The organism is Sphingopyxis sp. H050, from assembly GCF_001468265.1.
In the GTDB taxonomy this organism is placed as follows: domain Bacteria; phylum Pseudomonadota; class Alphaproteobacteria; order Sphingomonadales; family Sphingomonadaceae; genus Sphingopyxis.
Genome location: NZ_LNRZ01000002.1, coordinates 532,920 through 551,095, shown reverse-complemented (window position 1 = coordinate 551,095; position 18,176 = coordinate 532,920). Strand labels below are relative to the sequence as shown.

The window sequence follows — 18,176 nt, the reverse complement described above, 5'->3', positions numbered from 1 at the left end:
CGGCCGTGTCCCCGGGAAGGGAACTAGCCGATCCGGTAGGGCACCACATCGCGCCGGTCGGGGTCGACCAGGATGGGACGGTCGCTCGGCGGAAAAGCACGCTGGTCGCAATCGTCGCGCGGGCAGATGCGGCACGACAGGCCGATACGCGTCGCCGCTTGCGGTGCCGTCACATCGACCCCATCGGCATAGACGAAGTCGGCGGCATATTGCGCCTCACACCCCAGTGCGACGGCGTAGCGGCGCGGGCTGCGGGCATAGCTTCCGGACGGTTTCACCAAGCCTTTCGCCATCGACACATAGCGCAGGCCATCGGGTGTCTCTGCGAGCTGGAACAGGATGCGGTCGGGGATTGCGGCCGCTTCATGGACGATCCAGAGCGGACAAGCACCGCCGAAGCGCGCGAATTGCAGCCGCGTCGCCGAGTGCCGCTTGGTGATATTGCCCGCCATGTCGACGCGGCAGAAGAACATCGGAATCCCGCGCGCGCCGGGGCGCTGGAGCGTCGAGAGGCGATGGCACGCCTGTTCGAAGCTGACGCCATATTCGAGGCGCAGCCGGTCGATGTCATGCCGCACAGCCCGCGCGCTGGCGCGGAATGGGGCATAGGGCATCAGCACCGCGCCCGCGGCATAATTGGCAAGCCCGACGTGCAGGAGCTGGCGGGCGGCGGCCGTGCGGAGTGGTGAGGCTTCGACCACCGCAGCGATCTCGTTTGCCAGCGCGAGCGCGGCAAGCTGGTGCGCGAGCTGGAACCGCCGGCTTTCGGCGGGCTGCGACGGATCGATCACCAGATGCCGCATCGTCGCGTCGTAATCGCGCAGCGCCTGCGTCTGACTGTACACGATCGAGATGCCGAGCGCATCGCGCAGTCGCCGCTCGATCGTTTCGATTGCAGGCGAAGGGTCTTTGCCGCGCAATTGCCGCGCCAACGCCTCGGCCGCACGGTCGATGCTGTCGACATAATTCCCGGCATCGTGAAACCAGTCGCGCACCTCTTCCCACGGCAGGCGGCTGCCCTCGGCGGTGCCGCCGGTCAGCGCCTCGTCGATGATCTGGAGGCGCTGCCCCGCGCGGCGATAGGCGGCGTGGAGCGCGACGAACTGGTCGGCGAGCTGCGGCTGCTGGAGCGCCGCGCGTTCCAGCTGTTCGGGCGGCAGCGGCGCGGCGGCGAACAACGGATCGGCCGCGGCTTCGCGCAGCGCGCCGGCGCGGCGGTCGCCCGCGTCGGCCGCGACGTGCTCCCATTCGAGCGGGAACAATTTTTGCAGCCGGTCGAGGAGGGCGGGGGTCAGCGGACGGTCGTCATGCTCGATCTGGCTGAGGTAGGATGCAGAGATGCCGAGCTGTGTCGCGAAATCCGCTTGTCGGATACCGCGCTCATGACGGATTTGCTTCAATCTGCTTCCGGCGAAGATGCGTTGGCGGCTCATAGCAATCGTCCTTAGCCCGTTCGCGTCGAGCGACGTCGAGACACCTATCGACCTTACGCCAGACCGAAGGTCGGTCGACACAAACGGCAGTAGCGCTGCTCTACTTTGCAAACACTCACTTTGCAACTTTACAAATTCGCATTTGCTCGCGCCGCCTAAAGCGGGCAGACGACGCTTTAAGTTCATTGGGAGAGCCGGATGTCCGCCAATATCGCCGAAATGGAACGCCGCCGCGCCGCCGCTGCGCTGGGCGGCGGGCAGAAGCGTATCGATGCGCAGCACAGCAAGGGCAAGCTGACCGCGCGCGAGCGGCTCGACGTGCTGCTCGACGAGGGCTCGTTCGAGGAGCTCGACACCTATGTCGAGCATGACTGCGTCGATTTCGGGATGCAGGACCAGAAGATCCCCGGCGACGGCGTCGTCACCGGATCGGGGACGATTAACGGCCGCCTGGTCTATGTGTTCAGCCAGGATTTCACCGTCTTCGGCGGCTCGCTGTCGAAACGCCATGCCGAGAAGATCTGCAAGGTGATGGACAAGGCGATGCTGGTCGGCGCGCCGGTGATCGGCCTGAACGATAGCGGCGGCGCGCGCATCCAGGAGGGGGTCGCAAGCCTTGGCGGCTATGCCGATGTGTTCCAGAAGAATGTGCTGGCGTCGGGCGTGGTGCCGCAGATCAGCCTGATCATGGGTCCATGCGCGGGCGGGGCGGTTTACAGCCCGGCGATGACCGACTTCATCTTCATGGTGAAGGACTCGAGCTACATGTTCGTCACCGGCCCCGATGTGGTCAAGACGGTGACCAACGAGGTGGTGACGCAGGAAGAACTCGGCGGCGCGATCACGCACACGACCAAAAGCTCGGTCGCCGACCTGGCGTTCGAGAATGACATCGAGGCGCTGCTCGCGGCGCGCGATTTCTTCGACTATCTGCCCGAAAACAATCGCGCCGGGGTTCCCGTGCGCCCGACGAGCGACCCGTTCGATCGCGCCGAGATGAGCCTCGACACGCTGATCCCGCCCAATGCGAACCAGCCGTACGACATGCACGAGCTGATCCGCAAGACCGTCGACGAGGGCGATTTCTTCGAGGTGCAGCCGGCGCATGCGGGCAATATCATCTGCGGTTTCGGGCGGATCGAGGGGCGCACGATCGGCATCGTCGCGAACCAGCCGCTGGTGCTCGCGGGCGTGCTCGACATCAATTCGTCGAAGAAGGCGGCGCGCTTCGTGCGCTTCTGCGACGCGTTCGAGATTCCGATTATCACTTTCGTCGACGTCCCCGGCTTCCTGCCCGGGACGGCGCAGGAATATAATGGCATCATCAAGCATGGCGCGAAGCTGCTCTTCGCTTATGCCGAGGCGACGGTGCCCAAGATTACGGTCATCACGCGCAAGGCCTATGGCGGCGCATACGATGTGATGGCGTCGAAGCATCTGCGCGGTGATTTGAACTATGCCTGGCCGACCGCCGAGATCGCGGTGATGGGCGCGAAGGGCGCGGTCGAGATCATCTTCCGCGCCGATATGGGCGATCCCGAAAAGATCGCGCAGCGGACGAAGGAATATGAGGACCGTTTTGCCAATCCGTTCGTGGCGGCGCAGCGGGGCTATATCGACGAGGTGATCTACCCGCACTCGACGCGGCGGCGGATTGCCTTGGGGTTGAGAAAGCTGCGGAACAAGCAGTTAGAGAACCCGTGGAAGAAGCACGACAATATCCCGCTTTAGTTCTTTTTCGTCACCCCGGACTTGATCCGGTGTCCATTCCTCCGGCGCTGAGCGAATGGATGCCGGATCAAGTCCGGCATGACGAAGTTGGAGAGAGTTTGAGATGAAACTAGGCCGTCTGAACCACATCGGCGTTGCGACGCCGTCGATTGCCGAGAGCATCGTCTTCTACCGCGACGTGATGGGCGCGACGCAGATTCACGAGCCGTTCGACCTGCCCGAGCAGGGGGTGAAGGTTTGTTTTGTCGATACGCCGGGAGCCGATGGAGCGCTTTCGGGCACGCAGATCGAGTTGATCGAGCCGTTGCCCGGCAACACCTCGATCGCGGGGTTTCTGGAGAAGAATCCGGCGGGGGGGCAGCATCATGTCTGTTACGAAGTGCCCGATATCCACGCCGCGAAGGCCGAATTCGAGGCGATGGGCAAGCGGGTGCTCGGCGAGCCGCGCATCGGGGCGCATGGGACGCCGATCTTCTTCCTGCACCCCAAGGATATGGGCGGGGTGCTGACCGAAATTATGGAGACGCCGAAAGCGGCGCATTGACCTGTTTTGCTTCGTCACCCTGAACTTGTTTCAGGGTCCATGGCCTACCGTTTCCTTGGACGCGGCGTAAAATTCGAACTCCGGCCATGGGTGCTGAAACAAGTTCAGCATGACGAGTTTTAGAGGGCGGCAACCCTCACCAACTCCGCCTAGGCCTGTGGCCAAGGCTTCGTGCCCTCTCCCGGTGGGAGAGGAGATATGGAACGAGACTGCATATGACCGACAAACCCACCCTCGACCAATGGGCCGAAGCCGCCGCCAAGGAAGTGAAGGGCAAGGACCTCACCTGGGCGACGCCCGAGGGGATCGCCGTCAAGCCGCTCTACACGGCCGAGGACGTGCGCGAAGATCCGGGTCTGCCCGGCTTCGCGCCCTTCACCCGCGGCGTGCGCGCGTCGATGTATGCCGGGCGGCCGTGGACGATCCGGCAATATGCGGGCTTCTCGACCGCCGAGGAATCGAATGCCTTCTATCGCCGCAACCTCGCCGCGGGGCAGAAGGGTCTATCGGTCGCCTTCGACCTCGCCACCCACCGCGGCTATGACAGCGACCACCCGCGCGTCGTCGGCGACGTCGGCAAGGCGGGTGTCGCGATCGACAGCGTCGAGGATATGAAGATCCTGTTCGACGGCATCCCGCTCGACCAGATGTCGGTGTCGATGACGATGAACGGCGCGGTGATCCCGATCCTCGCCTTCTTCATCGTCGCGGGCGAGGAGCAAGGGGTCGACCGCAAATTGCTCGACGGGACCATCCAGAACGACATCCTGAAGGAGTTCATGGTCCGCAACACCTACATCTACCCGCCCGAGCCCTCGATGCGGATCATCAGCGACATTTTCGGCTATACCAGCCGCGAGATGCCGAAGTTCAACAGCATCTCGATCTCCGGCTACCATATGCAGGAAGCCGGCGCGACGCAGGTGCAGGAGCTGGCCTTCACTATCGCCGACGGCGCCGAATATGTACGCTACGGCGTCGCCTCCGGGCTCGACATCGACAAGTTCGCCGGGCGCCTGAGCTTCTTCTTCGCGATCGGCATGAACTTCTTCATGGAGATCGCCAAGCTGCGCGCCGCGCGCGTGCTGTGGCACCGCGTGATGACCAACCTCGGCGCGAAGGACGAGCGCAGCAAGATGCTGCGCACGCACTGCCAGACGTCGGGGGTCAGCCTGACCGAACAGGACCCCTACAACAATGTCATGCGCACGACGATCGAGGCGATGGCGGCGATGCTCGGCGGCACCCAGTCGCTCCACACCAACGCCCTCGACGAGGCGATCGCATTGCCGACCGATTTCTCCGCCCGCATCGCGCGCAACACGCAGATCGTCATCCAGGAAGAGACCGGGATGACCAAGGTCGTCGATCCGCTCGGCGGCTCCTATTATGTCGAGGCGCTGACGCAGGAACTGGTCGACAAGGCGTGGGAGATCATCGAGCGCGTCGAAAAGGAAGGCGGGATGGCGAAGGCCGTCGCCGCGGGCTGGCCCAAGGCGATGATCGAGACCGCCGCCGCCGCGCGTCAGGCGCGCGTCGACCGCGGCGACGATGTGATCGTCGGCGTCAACAAATATCGCCTCGCCAACGAGGACCTGCTCGAAACGCTCGAGGTCGACAACACGAAGGTCCGCGAGGCCCAGATCGCGCGGATCAACAAGACCAAGGCGAACCGCGACGAAGCGGCGTGTCAGGCGGCGCTGAAGGCGCTGCGCGATGCCGCGGCGGGCGAGCAGTCGATCGAGAACAACCTTCTCGCCCACGCGGTCGAGGCGGCGCGCGCGCGCGCGACGCTCGGCGAGATCAGTGCGGCGATGGAAGAGAGCTTCCAGCGTTATGCGACCCAGCCGACGCCGGTGAAAGGCGTCTATGCGGCGCCCTACGAAGGCGATGCGCGCTGGCAGCAGGTGCTCGACGGCGTAGCGGCGGTCGAACGCCGCATGGGGCGCAAGCCGAAGCTGCTCGTCGCCAAGATGGGGCAGGACGGGCACGATCGCGGCGCGAACGTGATCGCCTCGGCCTTTGGCGACATGGGCTTTGATGTCGTGTCCGGACCGCTGTTCCAGACGCCCGAGGAAACCGTCGTGCTGGCGCTCGAAAACGAGGTCGACGTCGTCGGCGCGTCGAGCCTGGCGGCGGGGCACAAGACTTTGATCCCCGAACTCATCAACAAGCTCCGCGAAGCGGGCCGCAGCGACATCAAGGTAATCGCGGGCGGGGTGATCCCGCCGCAGGATTACGACTATCTCCGCGACGCGGGGGTGCAGGGCATCTATGGCCCCGGATCGAATGTCGTCGAATGCGCCGTCGATGTGCTGCGCCTGCTTGGACACAATATGCCCCCACTGGAGGATGCGGCGTGATGTTGAGTGCTGCCTTTGCTTCCCTCGTCACCCTGAACTTGTTTCAGGGTCCATGGTCTGCCGTTTCGTTCGGCAGGGCGGGAGACGAGAGCACAGGCCATGGATGCTGAAACAAGTTCAGCATGACGAAGGATTGAAGGAACAGGAATGACCGAGGATACCATCCGCACCGACTGGACGCGCGACGAGATCGCCGAGCTGTTCGACCTGCCGTTCGACGAATTGATGTGGGAGGCGCAGGGCGTCCATCGCCGCCATCACGCGCGTGGGCAAGTGCAGCTTTGCACCCTGCTCAGCATCAAGACCGGCGGCTGCGTCGAGGATTGCGGCTACTGCTCGCAATCGAAGCATGCCGACAGCGGCCTGAAAGCTACCAAACTGATGGACGTCCGCGCGGTGTTGCAGGCGGCGGCGCAGGCCAAGGATTCGGGATCGAAGCGCTTCTGCATGGGCGCCGCCTGGCGCAACCCCAAGGACCGCGACATGCCCGCGATTGTCGAGATGGTCGAGGGCGTGCGCGCGATGGGAATGGAAACCTGCATGACGCTGGGGATGCTCAGCAAGGAGCAGGCGCAGACGCTCGCGGTCGCGGGGCTCGATTATTACAACCATAATATCGACACGAGCCCCGAGAATTACGCGAACATCATCTCGACGCGGACGTTCCAGGACCGGCTCGACACGCTGGAGGAAGTACGCAACGCGGGGATCAACGTCTGCTCGGGTGGGATCGTCGGGCTGGGCGAGACGCGCGCCGACCGCGTCGGTTTCATCCACGCGCTCGCGACACTCGAACGCCACCCCGAAAGCGTGCCGGTCAACGCGCTGGTGCCGGTGAAGGGCACTGTGCTCGGCGACATGCTGGAGGGCACCCCGCTCGCGAAGATTGACGATATCGAGTTCGTCCGCACAATCGCGGTCGCGCGCATTACCATGCCGAAATCGATGGTCCGCCTGTCGGCGGGGCGTGAGAGCATGTCGGAGGCGACGCAGGCGCTTTGCTTCATGGCGGGCGCGAACAGCATCTTCACCGGCGACAAGCTGCTCACCACCGGCAACCGCGGCGACAATGCCGACGCGGCGCTGTTCGCCAAGCTGGGGCTGCGGCCGATGGAGAGCGAGGAGCCGATGCGTCAGGGCGCGGCGATGGAGGCGGCGGAGTAAGATTCCCCTCCCGCTTGCGGGAGGGGTTAGGGGAGGGCTTGTTCCCTCCACAAGTTTCGATTTTCGGTTGCGGACAGGCCCTCCCCCGGCCCCTCCCGCAAGCGGGAGGGGAGAAGTAAGTGTTCAAGAAAATCCTGATCGCCAACCGCGGTGAAATCGCCTGCCGCGTCATCAAGACCGCGCGGCGCATGGGCATCGCGACCGTCGCCGTCTATTCGGACGCCGACGCGCGCGCGCCCTTTGTGCAGATGGCCGACGAGGCCGTGCATATCGGGCCGTCGCCCGCATCCGAATCCTATCTGATCGCCGACAAGATCATCGCCGCGTGCAAGGCGACGGGCGCCGAGGCGGTGCATCCGGGCTATGGCTTCCTGTCGGAGCGCACCAGCTTCGCCGAGGCGCTGGCGAAAGAAAACATCGCCTTCATCGGCCCGCCGGTGGGTGCGATCGCCGCGATGGGCGACAAGATCGAGTCGAAGAAGCTCGCGAAGGAAGCGGGCGTCAACGTCGTCCCCGGCTTCGTCGGCGAGATCCGCGATACCGAGCATGCGGTCGAGATCAGTAACGAGATCGGCTATCCGGTGATGATGAAGGCGTCGGCGGGCGGGGGCGGCAAGGGGATGCGCCTCGCCTATGACGAAAAGGACGTCCGCGAGGGCTTCGAGGCGACCAAGCGGGAGGGCCTGAACAGCTTCGGCGACGACCGCGTCTTCATCGAGAAATTCATCCTCAACCCCCGCCACATCGAAATCCAGATCCTCGGCGACCAGCACGGCAATATCCTCTACCTCAACGAGCGCGAGTGCAGCATCCAGCGCCGCCACCAGAAGGTGGTCGAGGAGGCGCCGTCGCCCTTCGTCACGCCCAAGATGCGCCAGGCGATGGGCGAGCAGTGCGTCGCGCTGGCGCGCGCGGTCGGCTATTACAGCGCGGGTACGGTCGAACTGATCGTGTCGGGCGCCGATCCGACGGGCGAGAGCTTCTACTTCCTCGAAATGAACACGCGCCTGCAGGTCGAGCATCCGGTGACCGAGGCGATCACCGGCATCGACCTGGTCGAACAGATGATCCGCGTCGCTTACGGGGAAGAGCTTGAGCTGACGCAGGAAGACATCAAGATCGACGGCTGGGCGATCGAGAACCGCGTCTATGCCGAAGATCCGTACCGCGGCTTCCTGCCCTCGACCGGGCGGCTCGTGCGCTACCGCACGCCGGTTCCGGCGTGGGAAGGTGATGAACGCGGCGTCGATGGCGTGCGCGTCGATGCCGGGGTCGAGGAGGGCGGCGAGGTGTCGATCTTCTACGACCCGATGATCGCCAAACTGGTGACATGGGGCGCGACGCGCGACGAAGCCGCCGACCTGCAGATCGCGGCGCTCGACCGCTTCGAGCTCGAAGGGCTCGGGCACAATATCGATTTCGTCTCGGCGATCATGCAGCACCCGCGCTTCCGCTCGGGCGAGCTGACGACAGGCTTTATCGCCGAGGAATATCCCGAAGGCTTCCACGGCGCGCCGACCGACCCGACGATCGCGCGCGCGCTGGCCGCGATCGCGGGCTTCATGGCGAGCGCCGAAGCCGACCGCGCGCGCCGGACGGACGGCCAACTCGGCGACCGGCTCGAACCGCCAGCGAAGTGGCAGGTGTCGATCGACGGTACGTCGCACAAGGTCAAGATCGGCGCGAAGCATATCAAGGTCGAGGGCGAGCGGATCGACATCGCGCTCGAATATACGCCGGGCGACCGGCTCGTTGTCGCCGAGATCGACGACAGCGAACTCGCGGTGAAGGTCGCGAAGACGCGTACCGGGTGGAGGATGACGACGCGTGGGCACATTCACGATGTGCGCGTTCTGCCCTGGCATGTCGCGCCGCTGGCGTCGCACATGATCGAGAAGATCCCGCCCGATCTGTCGAAATTCCTCATCTGTCCGATGCCGGGCCTGCTCGTCGCGCTGCATGTCGGCGCGGGCGACAAGGTCGAAGCGGGCCAGCCGCTCGCGACGGTCGAGGCGATGAAGATGGAGAATATCCTCCGCGCCGAGAAATCGGGAACGGTGAAGACGGTCAACGCGGCGCAGGGCGACAGCCTGGCGGTCGACGCGGTGATCCTCGAGATGGAGTAGTGCTTTTCCCTTTGTGCTGAGCTTGTCGAAGCACCGCCCTTCCTTCTACGACGCTGACGAGAAGAACGGCCCTTCGACAAGCTCAGGGCGAACGGAGTTGGGTAGATGCACCTCAATCACGATCAGGATGCGCCGGCAGCGGAGACGATAGAGTTCGACGACTTCCTCCGTGTCGACATCCGCATCGGCACGATCGTCGAGGTCGAGCCTTTTCCCGAGGCGCGCAAGCCCGCGTTCAAGCTGAAGATCGATTTCGGCCCGGCCATCGGGGTTAAGAAGAGCAGCGCGCAGATCGTCGACCGTTATGCGCCGGAAGAACTGGCGGGGCGGCAGGTCGCGGCGGTGGTCAACTTTCGGCCGCGCCAGATCGGTAAATTCATGTCCGAAGTTTTGACGCTGGGGTTCGCTGACGAAGAGGGCGCGGTGATCCTCTTTGCGCCCGACCGCGCCCTCCCGAATGGGTCGCGGCTGTTCTGACCCTTTCGCCCGCATGCGTTGCGGGTTAGGCTGCGCACGGGAAGAGGGAGAGGGATCATGACATTACCGGTTACCGCATTCGTCGCCGCCGTCTGCGCGCTGCTGCTGCTCGTCACTGCGATCGATACGGTGCGCCAGCGCCTGCGGCTGAAAGCCGCGTTCGGCGACCACGGCGACGCCAAGCTGATCAGCGCGAGCCGCGCGCACGGCAATCTCGCCGAATATGCCCCGATCACGATCATCCTGCTCGGGCTACTCGAAACCGTGCGCGCCAATCACATGGTGTTGATGATCCTCGGCGCGATCTTCCTGATCGGCCGCGTCGGCCACATCGTCGGGCTCTACACACCGTCGGAACCCGGCAAGGCGCCGCTTGGGCGGCAGGTCGGTGTCGTCGCGACCTTCGGGGTTCTGGCGGCGCTGAGCCTGTGGACGCTCTGGGTTCTGGGGACGCAGAACCTCTAGTTGATCAGCGCCACCGCTCTAATCCATCCGGCGCTGGCGCGTTCGATCTTCACCGGGAAGCAGCTCAGCGTCCAGCCGGTCGGGGGCAGGGCGGCGAGGTTGGTCAGCTTTTCGATCTGGTAATAAGGTTTGATGCGGCCCGCCTTGTGGCCTTCCCAGATGATCGACGGATCGCGCGTTTCGGCCCAGCGCCTCGCGGTGTGGCTGAACGGCGCGTCCCAGCTCCATGCGTCGGTTCCGACGACCTTCACGCCGCGTGTTGTAAGGTACAGCGTCGCCTCAGCGCCCATCCCGCAGCCCTGATCGGTGAAATTGTCGGTGCCGTAGACCGCGCCCGACTGGACGAGCACGATGTCGAGCGGCTGAAGCGTGTGGCCGATCCGCGCCAGCTCGGCCTCCACCTCGGCGCCGCTCACGACATGCCCCGCAAGCCGATCTGAAAAGTCGAGCTTTACGCCGGGGCGAAAGAACAGGTCGAGCGGCGCCTCGTCGATGCTCGGCGCGGCGTGGGCTCCTTCGTCGGTCGTCGAATGGAAATGCCACGGCGCATCCATATGCGTGCCGTTGTGCGTGCTCAGCGTCAGGCTCTCGACCGCCCAGCCTTCGCCGTCGGGCAGGTCGTCCTTTGTCAGCCCGGCGAAGAACATCGCGATCTGCTCCCACGTATTTTCGTGGGTCATATAGGTGATCTGCGGGCGCATCACCGGCGGGTCTGAGACGACGTCGTTGGTGATCGGGATCGAAAGGTCGATGAACTGCGTCATGGCCCGATGCTGCGCGCACGCGCCCGCTTGTGCAAGGGGCAACAGCGGCTATGACGTAGCGGATAAGAAAGCTTTGGGGGAATGCAGGGTTTATGAGTGAAGCCGCTGGCTATCAGCCGACCGCGAAGGACATCCGCATGGTCATCGCCGCCTCGTCGGCGGGGACGATCTTCGAATGGTATGATTTCTTCATCTACGGCACGCTCGCGGCGATCATCGGCAAGGCCTTCTTTCCCAGCGACAATGCGACGCTCGAAATCCTGCTCGTCTGGGCCGGGTTCGCGGTCGGCTTCGGTTTCCGCCCGCTCGGCGCGGTCCTCTTTGGATTTCTTGGCGACCGGCTGGGGCGCAAATATACCTTTCTGGTCACCGTCACGCTGATGGGCATCGCGACCGCGGGCGTCGGCATGATCCCGTCCGCCGCGACCATCGGGATCGCCGCGCCGATCATCGTCATCCTGCTCCGCGTGCTGCAGGGTCTCGCGCTCGGCGGGGAATATGGCGGCGCCGCCGTTTACGTGGCCGAACATTCGCCGCCCGAAAAGCGCGGCTTCTACACCAGCTTCATCCAGGCGAGCGTCGTCGGCGGCTTCGTGCTCAGCCTGATCGTGGTGCTCGGCTGCAAGGCGATCATGCCCGACGCGGTTTGGGAAAGCTGGGGCTGGCGGGTGCCCTTCCTGCTCTCGCTGATCCTGCTCGCGATCTCGCTCTGGATGCGGCTCAAACTCTCGGAAAGTCCGGTGTTCCAGGCGATGAAGGCCGAGGGCGAGCTGGCGAAAAATCCGCTCAAGGAAAGCTTCACCTACCCCGGCAATCCGCGCCGTATCTTCATCGCGCTGTTCGGCATAGCGGCGGGCCTGACGGTGATTTGGTACACCGCGATGTTCTCGGGCCTATCGTTCCTGAAGGGACCGATGAAGGTCGATGATACCGCCGCCGAAATCATCGTCGGCATTGCGGCGGCGCTTGGGATGGGCTTCTTTCTGTGGGCCGGGCACATCTCCGACAGGATCGGCCGCAAGAAACCGATCGTCTGGGGCTATGCCGCAACGCTGGTGCTGCTCTTTCCGCTCTTCTGGCTGATGGGCAGCGTCGGCAATCCGGCGCTCACGGCTGCGGCCGAAAAGGCGCCCGTTGTCGTCACCGGGTCGCTGTGCAGCTTCGATCCCTTCGCGCAAAAGCAGGAAACCGCCTGCGGCAGGACGCTCGGCGAACTTACCAAGCTGGGTGTTCCCTACACGGTCGTTTCCAGCGGCAGCAGCTTCGATAGCGTCACGGTGACGATCGGTTCGCGCGAAGTCGCCGGCGAAGACCCGGCGGTGCTGAAACCCGCGCTCGAAGCGATGGGCTATGATTTTGAAAAGCAGATTCCCGGTCCGATGGGCATCGCGGTCATCCTGGTCGCCTTGCTCGGTTTGAGCGCGCTTTCGGGGTTCACCTACGGCCCCGTCGCGGCGCTGCTATCCGAAATGTTCCCGCCGCACGTCCGCTACTCGTCGCTGTCGATCCCCTATCACCTCGGCACGGGTTATTTCGGCGGGTTCCTGCCGCTGATCGCCAGTTTCATCATCGCCAAGACCGGCGACGCCTATGCTGGCCTCTGGTACACTTGGGGCGTCGTGCTGGTTGCCTTTCTCGTCTCGGCCTTCATGCTCAAGGATCCGGTCGAAGGGCAGTGGGACAAGCCTGGCGCTGCGTGACCGTTGGCGCTGCCGGTAAAGCCGTCTAGGGGCGGGGCATGATCGACATTGCATCACCGCTCCGTCTCCGCATCGATTCCGCCGCGCTCGTTTCCAACTGGCGCTGGCTCGCGGCGCAAAGCGATGCGGCGTGCGGCGCGGCGCTCAAGGCCGATGGCTATGGCCTCGGCGCGCGCGGCGTAATGAAGCATCTTGCCGCCGCCGGCTGCCGCGACTTCTTCGTCGCGACCTGGGCGGAGGCCGCTGCGCTGATGCCGCTGGCGGGTGACGTCTCGCTGTCGGTGCTGCACGGCGTCGGCGACAGCGACATGGTCGCAGCCCGCACCTTGCCCGCCCGCCCCGTGCTCAACAGCCTCGAACAGGTCGCGCGCTGGCGCGAGGGCGGCGAGGGACGCCCCTGCGATGTCATGATCGACACCGGCATGAACCGGTTGGGGCTGCGTCCCGAGCAAGCTTTGGGCGGCGCGCTCGACGGCCTTGCGATCGAGACGTTGCTCAGCCATCTCGCGTCGGCCGACGAGGACAGCGCCCAGAATGCAGCTCAGTTGGAGGCGTTTCGAACCTTGCGCGAGCAGGTCCCCGCGAAGCGCTACAGCCTCGCGAACAGCGCGGGCATTTGCCTTGGCCCCGATTATGCCTTCGACCTGACCCGGCCCGGCATCGCGCTCTACGGCGGCGTCCCGCGCGACGAGGCGCATGGCCATGTTCGGCAGGTCGTCTATCCCGAAACGCGCATATTGCAGGTTCGCGATGTCCAGCCGGGCGAGACGGTCGGCTATGGCGCAACGTGGACCGCCCGGCGTGCGAGCCGGATAGTGATTGCCAATATGGGCTATGCCGACGGCTATCTGCGCTGCCACGCCGGTGTCGGCGGGGCGATGTTCAACGGTTCCACCCTGCAGCTGATCGGACGGGTGTCGATGGACCTGATCGCGTTCGACGCCAGCGACGCGGGTTCGATCGGCGAAGGCGACTGGCTGGCGCTAGACTATGATTTGCCCACGACCGCCGCGCGGAGCGGACTGTCGCAATATGAATTGCTGACAGGGCTCGGCGCGCGGTTCGAGTGCATCTGGGTCTAGCTTTTGATCAAGGGTGACGGCGTCCGCAAACCCCAAGGATCGAAACGTGTCCGCCTGATCCAGCGGGTGCAGATCCATTTGCTTCCTGCGGTGACAGATTCGCCCGCATGTCGGCTGCGCGCGTCAGCGCGTCCGTCGGGCAGGGTGTTTGCGAAAGACAGGGCGTCCCCCGTGCCGCCTTTGATGGCGATATCGAGCGTAGGAAAGACGGTTTTGCCGCCTTCATAGTCGCTATTGAGATAAATGATCGCAGTCGTATCGCGCTGGTTGCTTTCGCCGGCCAGGCAGTCGTGATGAATGCGATATTGCTGGCCTGGCTCGTAGCGCAAGACGACGAGGGGTTCGCCCCGATCGAGGGCGGTGCCGGTTGCTGCGGCTATGCGTATATTGAGGGCATGCACGACAAGATCCTGCTGGATCGGCCCCAACACAGCATCGCACGAGGTGCGGACCGGGTTGGGCGTCGACCGGCCTGTCCGGGAGTCGACGACGATCGATGGCGCGAGCAGGGGGGACGCAAGTGCTATGACGTGCTGGCATTCTTCGGCTGAAAAGAGAGATTGTCGCACGTCGATCCCGGGGTCCGTCGACCGCCGGTCCCGCTGGGGGAGCGAAATCGGTCGTCCGTCGGCATTGATGTCCATCGCCATGAGGAGATCGAGTTGCCGGGCAGCCTTTGCGTCGCGGCGGGCGGCCGCCTCAAGCAGCGAAAGCGCTGCGGGCCAGTCGGGATCGGCTCCCGCGCCGAGTGCGACGAAAACGGCATGAGTAATCGCCGCGGGTTTGTGTCCTGCATCGCCAGCCCGGCTGAACAGCAGGCGCGCCATCGCGAAATCGCGGCGTAGCGGTTGACCATAGACATGCCAGAGCGCCAGTTGGTTGAGCGCGTCGGGATCGCCGCGCTGCGCCGCGCCGGACACCAGCTTTACCGCCTGCTCGACCGCCCCGCTGTCGAGGAGGCGCGCTGCCTGAAGGGGAATTGAGTTCATCGCGATCATCACGCCTCGTACCGGGAAGCGCGGGCAAAAAAAAGGGGCCGGACTTTCGTCCGACCCCTGATTTACCGATCTTTGAGGATCAGAACTTGGCCACGAAGCCTGCGTAACCATAACGTCCGCGGACGTCATAGATACCCGAGCCCGCGCCGACACCGGTCAGGCCATAGGGCGGCTGACGGTCGAACAGATTGTCCACACCCAGATAGACGTTGAAGCGATCGTTCACGTCCGCATCGACACGGATGTTGTGGTACCACACCGCCGGATACTTCTTCACTTGGGCGTAGTCCGGGTTTTCAGGCGGACGGCCCTGAAGCGAATTAAAGTCTTCGTAGGTGTTCAGGTACATCGCACCGAGGTAGCGCAGTTCGTAGGTGAAGCCGACGTTGCCGACATCAACCTTGGTACGCAGGTTGAAGGCGTCCTTCGGATCGCCCAGTTCCTCGAGGATGCGGTTCTCGAAGTTCGGGTTTGTCGGGCTGACAAAGTTGCTCCGCTCGAGAACGTGCGTCCAGATGCCGTTGACAGACACGCCACCCCAATCGAACGTCTTGCGATAGTTCAGGTTGATGTCGAGACCACGCGCCGTCAGCTTCGCAAAGTTCAGCGTCGACTGAAGCAGCGAGCCTTCGATGATGCGGAAGTTTTCTTCGCCGTTGCCGGTCGCCCCGCCCACGCCGACGCGGCTGAAGGCCGCGCAGAACGGATTGTTGAGGTCGGGCAGGTCGTAGCATTGGTTGACGATCGTCTGAGCAGCAACGGCGGTGATGACGTTGTTGATCTTGATGTCATAATAATCGACCGACAGCGACAGGCCCGGGACGAAGCGCGGCTCGAGAACACCACCGACCGTGAAGCTCTTCGACGTTTCTTCAGTCAGGTTCGGGTTGCCGCCGCTGACGATTTCGAGCGACTGGACATAGACGAAGTCATAGTTCGCCGGGCGTCCCTGGGCTGCACAGTTGGCGGCACGGAACTGAGAGCCGGCACCGAGGTTACGTGCAGAGCACGGATCGCTGAAGGCCGGGGCGAAGTTCTGGCTTTGCTCCGAAAATAGCTCCGACAGGTTCGGTGCGCGCACCGACTTCGAGTAGCTGGCGCGGAAGCGGATGTCTTCGATCGGCGCATAGTCGACGCCGCCCGAATAGGTGTAAACCGTTCCGGTCGAACCCTTGTAGTCGGCGATACGGCCCGACCCGTTGACGGTCAGGGCGTGCGCGAACGGCATGTCTTTCAGGAGCGGGATCGAGACTTCGCCGAAGACTTCCTTGACGGAGAAGGTCGACTTGGGGAACGCCGGGATCGCGTTGTAGAAAGCATAGCCGAACTGCGTGTCGTCGTCGAGATCGTAGAAGTTCGTCTCGCGACGATATTCCGCACCGACCGAGAAAGCGATCGGACCGCCCGGCAGTTCGAACAGCTGGCTGAGGTCACCCGCAACGAAGCCCGAGGCCACGAACTGGGTGATTTCGCCCTGCGCCTTGGTGTTCTGGAGAACATACTGGCGAGCCGCGGCGGACGACGAGCCGTCGCCGAACGGATTGATCGGAACGCACGATGCGATATCGGAGGCCAGGCGGTCGCGGATATAGCGCTCTTCGGCCGTCGGGTTGGGCAGCGCCTGGAGCTGCGAGAGCGTGCGGCCATCGATATTCAGATAGCCGCTGGTGCCGCCGGGGTTCGTGGTCGCACGGCAAACGATGTTGCCGCTGCCGTCACGAACGGTGTCGAGGCCCAACAGATAGCGCTGAACGTTGACGTTGCCCTTGATCTCGTTGCTTTCCTTGAACTTGCCGTAGTTCGCCGAGATTTCATAGTTCCAGTCGTCGTTGAAGTCGCCCTTTAAGCCGCCGACAACGCGCCAGGTTTCGCGAACCAGATTTTCGTCGCGAATGCCGAACTCCGTCCAGTTTTTGCGCAGCGCGAAGCGCGTCGCGCCGGTGGGCGCACCGCCGCCAGCGATCAGCTGCTGCTCGATGATGGCACGCGCCTGCGGGTTGAGGTAGGGGTTGTCAAGACGGGGACGCTCACGCGCGTCAAGCGTACCGAGCGTGGTGCCCTGCGAGAAGAACGGGCCGCTCTGCGAACCGACGGCCGTCGTCTTAACGTACTTCGCCTCGATGAATGGAACCAGCGCCTCGCTGATGTCGAAGTGACCGACGAGGTTCGCCGAGATGCGCTCGAGCGTCGGGGTCAGGGTGACCAGACGGCCTTCGCGACCCGAGTAGCCGTTGCCGCCGACATAGTTGCCGTTCGGACCAAGGCCGATGCGGGTGCCGGTCTGCTGGGCCAGTGTACCGTCGGGACGGAACAGGAAGGTACAGGTGTAGGCGGAGCCCAGCGGGTCGCGGCCGCAAGCTGCGGTCGGGCTGGTGAAGCCGAGCTGGCCGCCCGTCGAGATCGTGGCCGAACGGATATCTTCATAGAAGATGCGGTCGAACACGTCGTCGCGGTTCGGCGTCGGGCCGGTGGCCGAGTCGGTGTCGACGACGACGAAGTTATTGTTCTGGCGGATGTTGCGGCCGCGGCCCGAAGCCGCATATTGCGACTGATAGGCATATTCGACGTTGAGCGCGACGTTGCCGCGTCCGTCGGCGAAGTTCTTGCCGACGAGAGCCGAAACATACTGGTTGCCCGCATCGCCATAGTCGAGATTGACGCCCGCCTGCCCGCGCAGCTGGATACCGTCGTAATTGTCCTTCAGAATGAAGTTGACCACACCGGCGACCGCGTCCGACCCATAGATCGACGAAGCGCCGCCGGTCAGGACGTCGACGCGTTCGATCAGATCGGTCGGAATCGTGTTGATGTCAGTCGACACGCCGTTCGACAGAATGTCGCCGGCGACGTGGCGGCGGCCATTGACGAGAACCAGCGTCCGGGCAGTGCCGAGACCGCGAAGGTCGAGCAGGTTCAGGCCGCGGGTACCGAGAAAGCGCGTACCGTTCGACTGGCTGAGGGTGCTACGGAGCTGCGGCAGGTCGTTGAGGACGTCGCCGATAGAAACCTGACCGGTTTCGAAGAATTCTTCGCCAGACACGGTCGTGATCGGCACGGTCGATTCAAGATTGGGCTGGCGGATGCGCGAGCCGGTGACGATGATCGTACCACCTTCTTCGGCGACGGCTTCATCGGCGGGAACCGTATCCTGTGCGACCGCAGGAAGCGCGCTGAACAGCGCGAGCGTCAGGGCGGAGCCCCGAACCATCAGGCTAGACTTTTTCATGATGTATTTCCCCGTTAGCCGTTCCCAAAAAAAACACGAGGAACGGATTGGCATCTAAAAAGACGGAAAGTTCCGGGCGCACAAGCCCGTGCTGCAATTTTTT

13 protein-coding genes are annotated in these 18,176 nt (G+C 64.0%); 9 read left to right on the top strand and 4 right to left on the bottom strand.

Annotated features, from left to right (window positions below):
* Nucleotides 1–23: 23 nt before the first annotated feature.
* The gene (locus tag ATE67_RS05745; protein WP_058815663.1) at nucleotides 24–1,433 is read right to left on the bottom strand and encodes a helix-turn-helix domain-containing protein; all 1,410 of its coding nucleotides are present in this window, start codon (nucleotides 1,431–1,433) and stop codon (nucleotides 24–26) included.
* 198 nt (nucleotides 1,434–1,631) lie between these two features.
* Here ATE67_RS05745 and ATE67_RS05740 point away from each other — a divergent pair, with 198 nt between their 5' ends.
* The 7 genes from ATE67_RS05740 (at nucleotide 1,632) to ATE67_RS05710 (ending at nucleotide 10,303) form a co-directional block, all read left to right on the top strand.
* Nucleotides 1,632–3,164 (top strand): acyl-CoA carboxylase subunit beta, encoded by a 1,533-nt coding sequence (locus tag ATE67_RS05740; RefSeq protein WP_058815661.1) that lies wholly within the window; start codon nucleotides 1,632–1,634, stop codon nucleotides 3,162–3,164.
* A gap of 103 nt (nucleotides 3,165–3,267) precedes the next feature.
* Nucleotides 3,268–3,708 carry a methylmalonyl-CoA epimerase gene (gene mce, locus ATE67_RS05735; RefSeq protein WP_058815659.1) on the top strand — a complete coding sequence of 147 codons (441 nt, stop codon included), beginning with the start codon at nucleotides 3,268–3,270 and terminating at the stop codon, nucleotides 3,706–3,708.
* 215 nt (nucleotides 3,709–3,923) lie between these two features.
* Nucleotides 3,924–6,071: a methylmalonyl-CoA mutase gene (gene scpA / locus ATE67_RS05730; RefSeq protein WP_058815656.1), complete on the top strand. Its 2,148-nt coding sequence runs from the start codon at nucleotides 3,924–3,926 to the stop codon at nucleotides 6,069–6,071.
* Between the two features lie 147 nt (nucleotides 6,072–6,218).
* Nucleotides 6,219–7,235: a biotin synthase BioB gene (bioB, locus tag ATE67_RS05725; RefSeq protein WP_058815654.1), complete on the top strand. Its 1,017-nt coding sequence runs from the start codon at nucleotides 6,219–6,221 to the stop codon at nucleotides 7,233–7,235.
* A 119-nt stretch (nucleotides 7,236–7,354) separates the two neighbouring features.
* Nucleotides 7,355–9,361: an acetyl-CoA carboxylase biotin carboxylase subunit gene (locus tag ATE67_RS05720; protein ID WP_058815653.1), complete on the top strand. Its 2,007-nt coding sequence runs from the start codon at nucleotides 7,355–7,357 to the stop codon at nucleotides 9,359–9,361.
* Between the two features lie 105 nt (nucleotides 9,362–9,466).
* Nucleotides 9,467–9,838 (top strand): tRNA-binding protein, encoded by a 372-nt coding sequence (locus ATE67_RS05715; protein WP_058815651.1) that lies wholly within the window; start codon nucleotides 9,467–9,469, stop codon nucleotides 9,836–9,838.
* A 57-nt stretch (nucleotides 9,839–9,895) separates the two neighbouring features.
* The gene (locus ATE67_RS05710; protein ID WP_058815649.1) at nucleotides 9,896–10,303 is read left to right on the top strand and encodes an MAPEG family protein; all 408 of its coding nucleotides are present in this window, start codon (nucleotides 9,896–9,898) and stop codon (nucleotides 10,301–10,303) included.
* Here ATE67_RS05710 and ATE67_RS05705 read toward each other — a convergent pair.
* Nucleotides 10,300–11,067: a cyclase family protein gene (locus tag ATE67_RS05705; RefSeq protein ID WP_058815647.1), complete on the bottom strand. Its 768-nt coding sequence runs from the start codon at nucleotides 11,065–11,067 to the stop codon at nucleotides 10,300–10,302. The two genes, ATE67_RS05710 and ATE67_RS05705, sit on opposite strands and share 4 nt — an antisense overlap.
* Before the next feature lie 92 nt (nucleotides 11,068–11,159).
* On the opposite strand from ATE67_RS05705, the gene ATE67_RS05700 reads away from it, so the two are divergent.
* Together ATE67_RS05700 and alr are read left to right on the top strand one after the other, a co-directional pair.
* A complete protein-coding gene (locus tag ATE67_RS05700) occupies nucleotides 11,160–12,767 on the top strand; it encodes an MFS transporter (RefSeq protein ID WP_058815645.1) in 1,608 nt (535 codons plus the stop codon).
* A gap of 38 nt (nucleotides 12,768–12,805) precedes the next feature.
* Nucleotides 12,806–13,849: an alanine racemase gene (gene alr / locus ATE67_RS05695; RefSeq protein WP_058815643.1), complete on the top strand. Its 1,044-nt coding sequence runs from the start codon at nucleotides 12,806–12,808 to the stop codon at nucleotides 13,847–13,849.
* On the opposite strand, the gene ATE67_RS05690 is transcribed toward alr, so the two are convergent.
* Together ATE67_RS05690 and ATE67_RS05685 are read right to left on the bottom strand one after the other, a co-directional pair.
* Nucleotides 13,846–14,847 (bottom strand): prolyl hydroxylase family protein, encoded by a 1,002-nt coding sequence (locus ATE67_RS05690; protein ID WP_058815642.1) that lies wholly within the window; start codon nucleotides 14,845–14,847, stop codon nucleotides 13,846–13,848. The genes alr and ATE67_RS05690 overlap by 4 nt on opposite strands.
* 79 nt (nucleotides 14,848–14,926) lie before the next feature.
* Nucleotides 14,927–18,073, bottom strand: a complete 3,147-nt coding sequence (locus ATE67_RS05685) for a TonB-dependent receptor domain-containing protein (RefSeq protein WP_058815640.1) — start codon at nucleotides 18,071–18,073, stop codon at nucleotides 14,927–14,929.
* Nucleotides 18,074–18,176 lie beyond the last annotated feature (103 nt).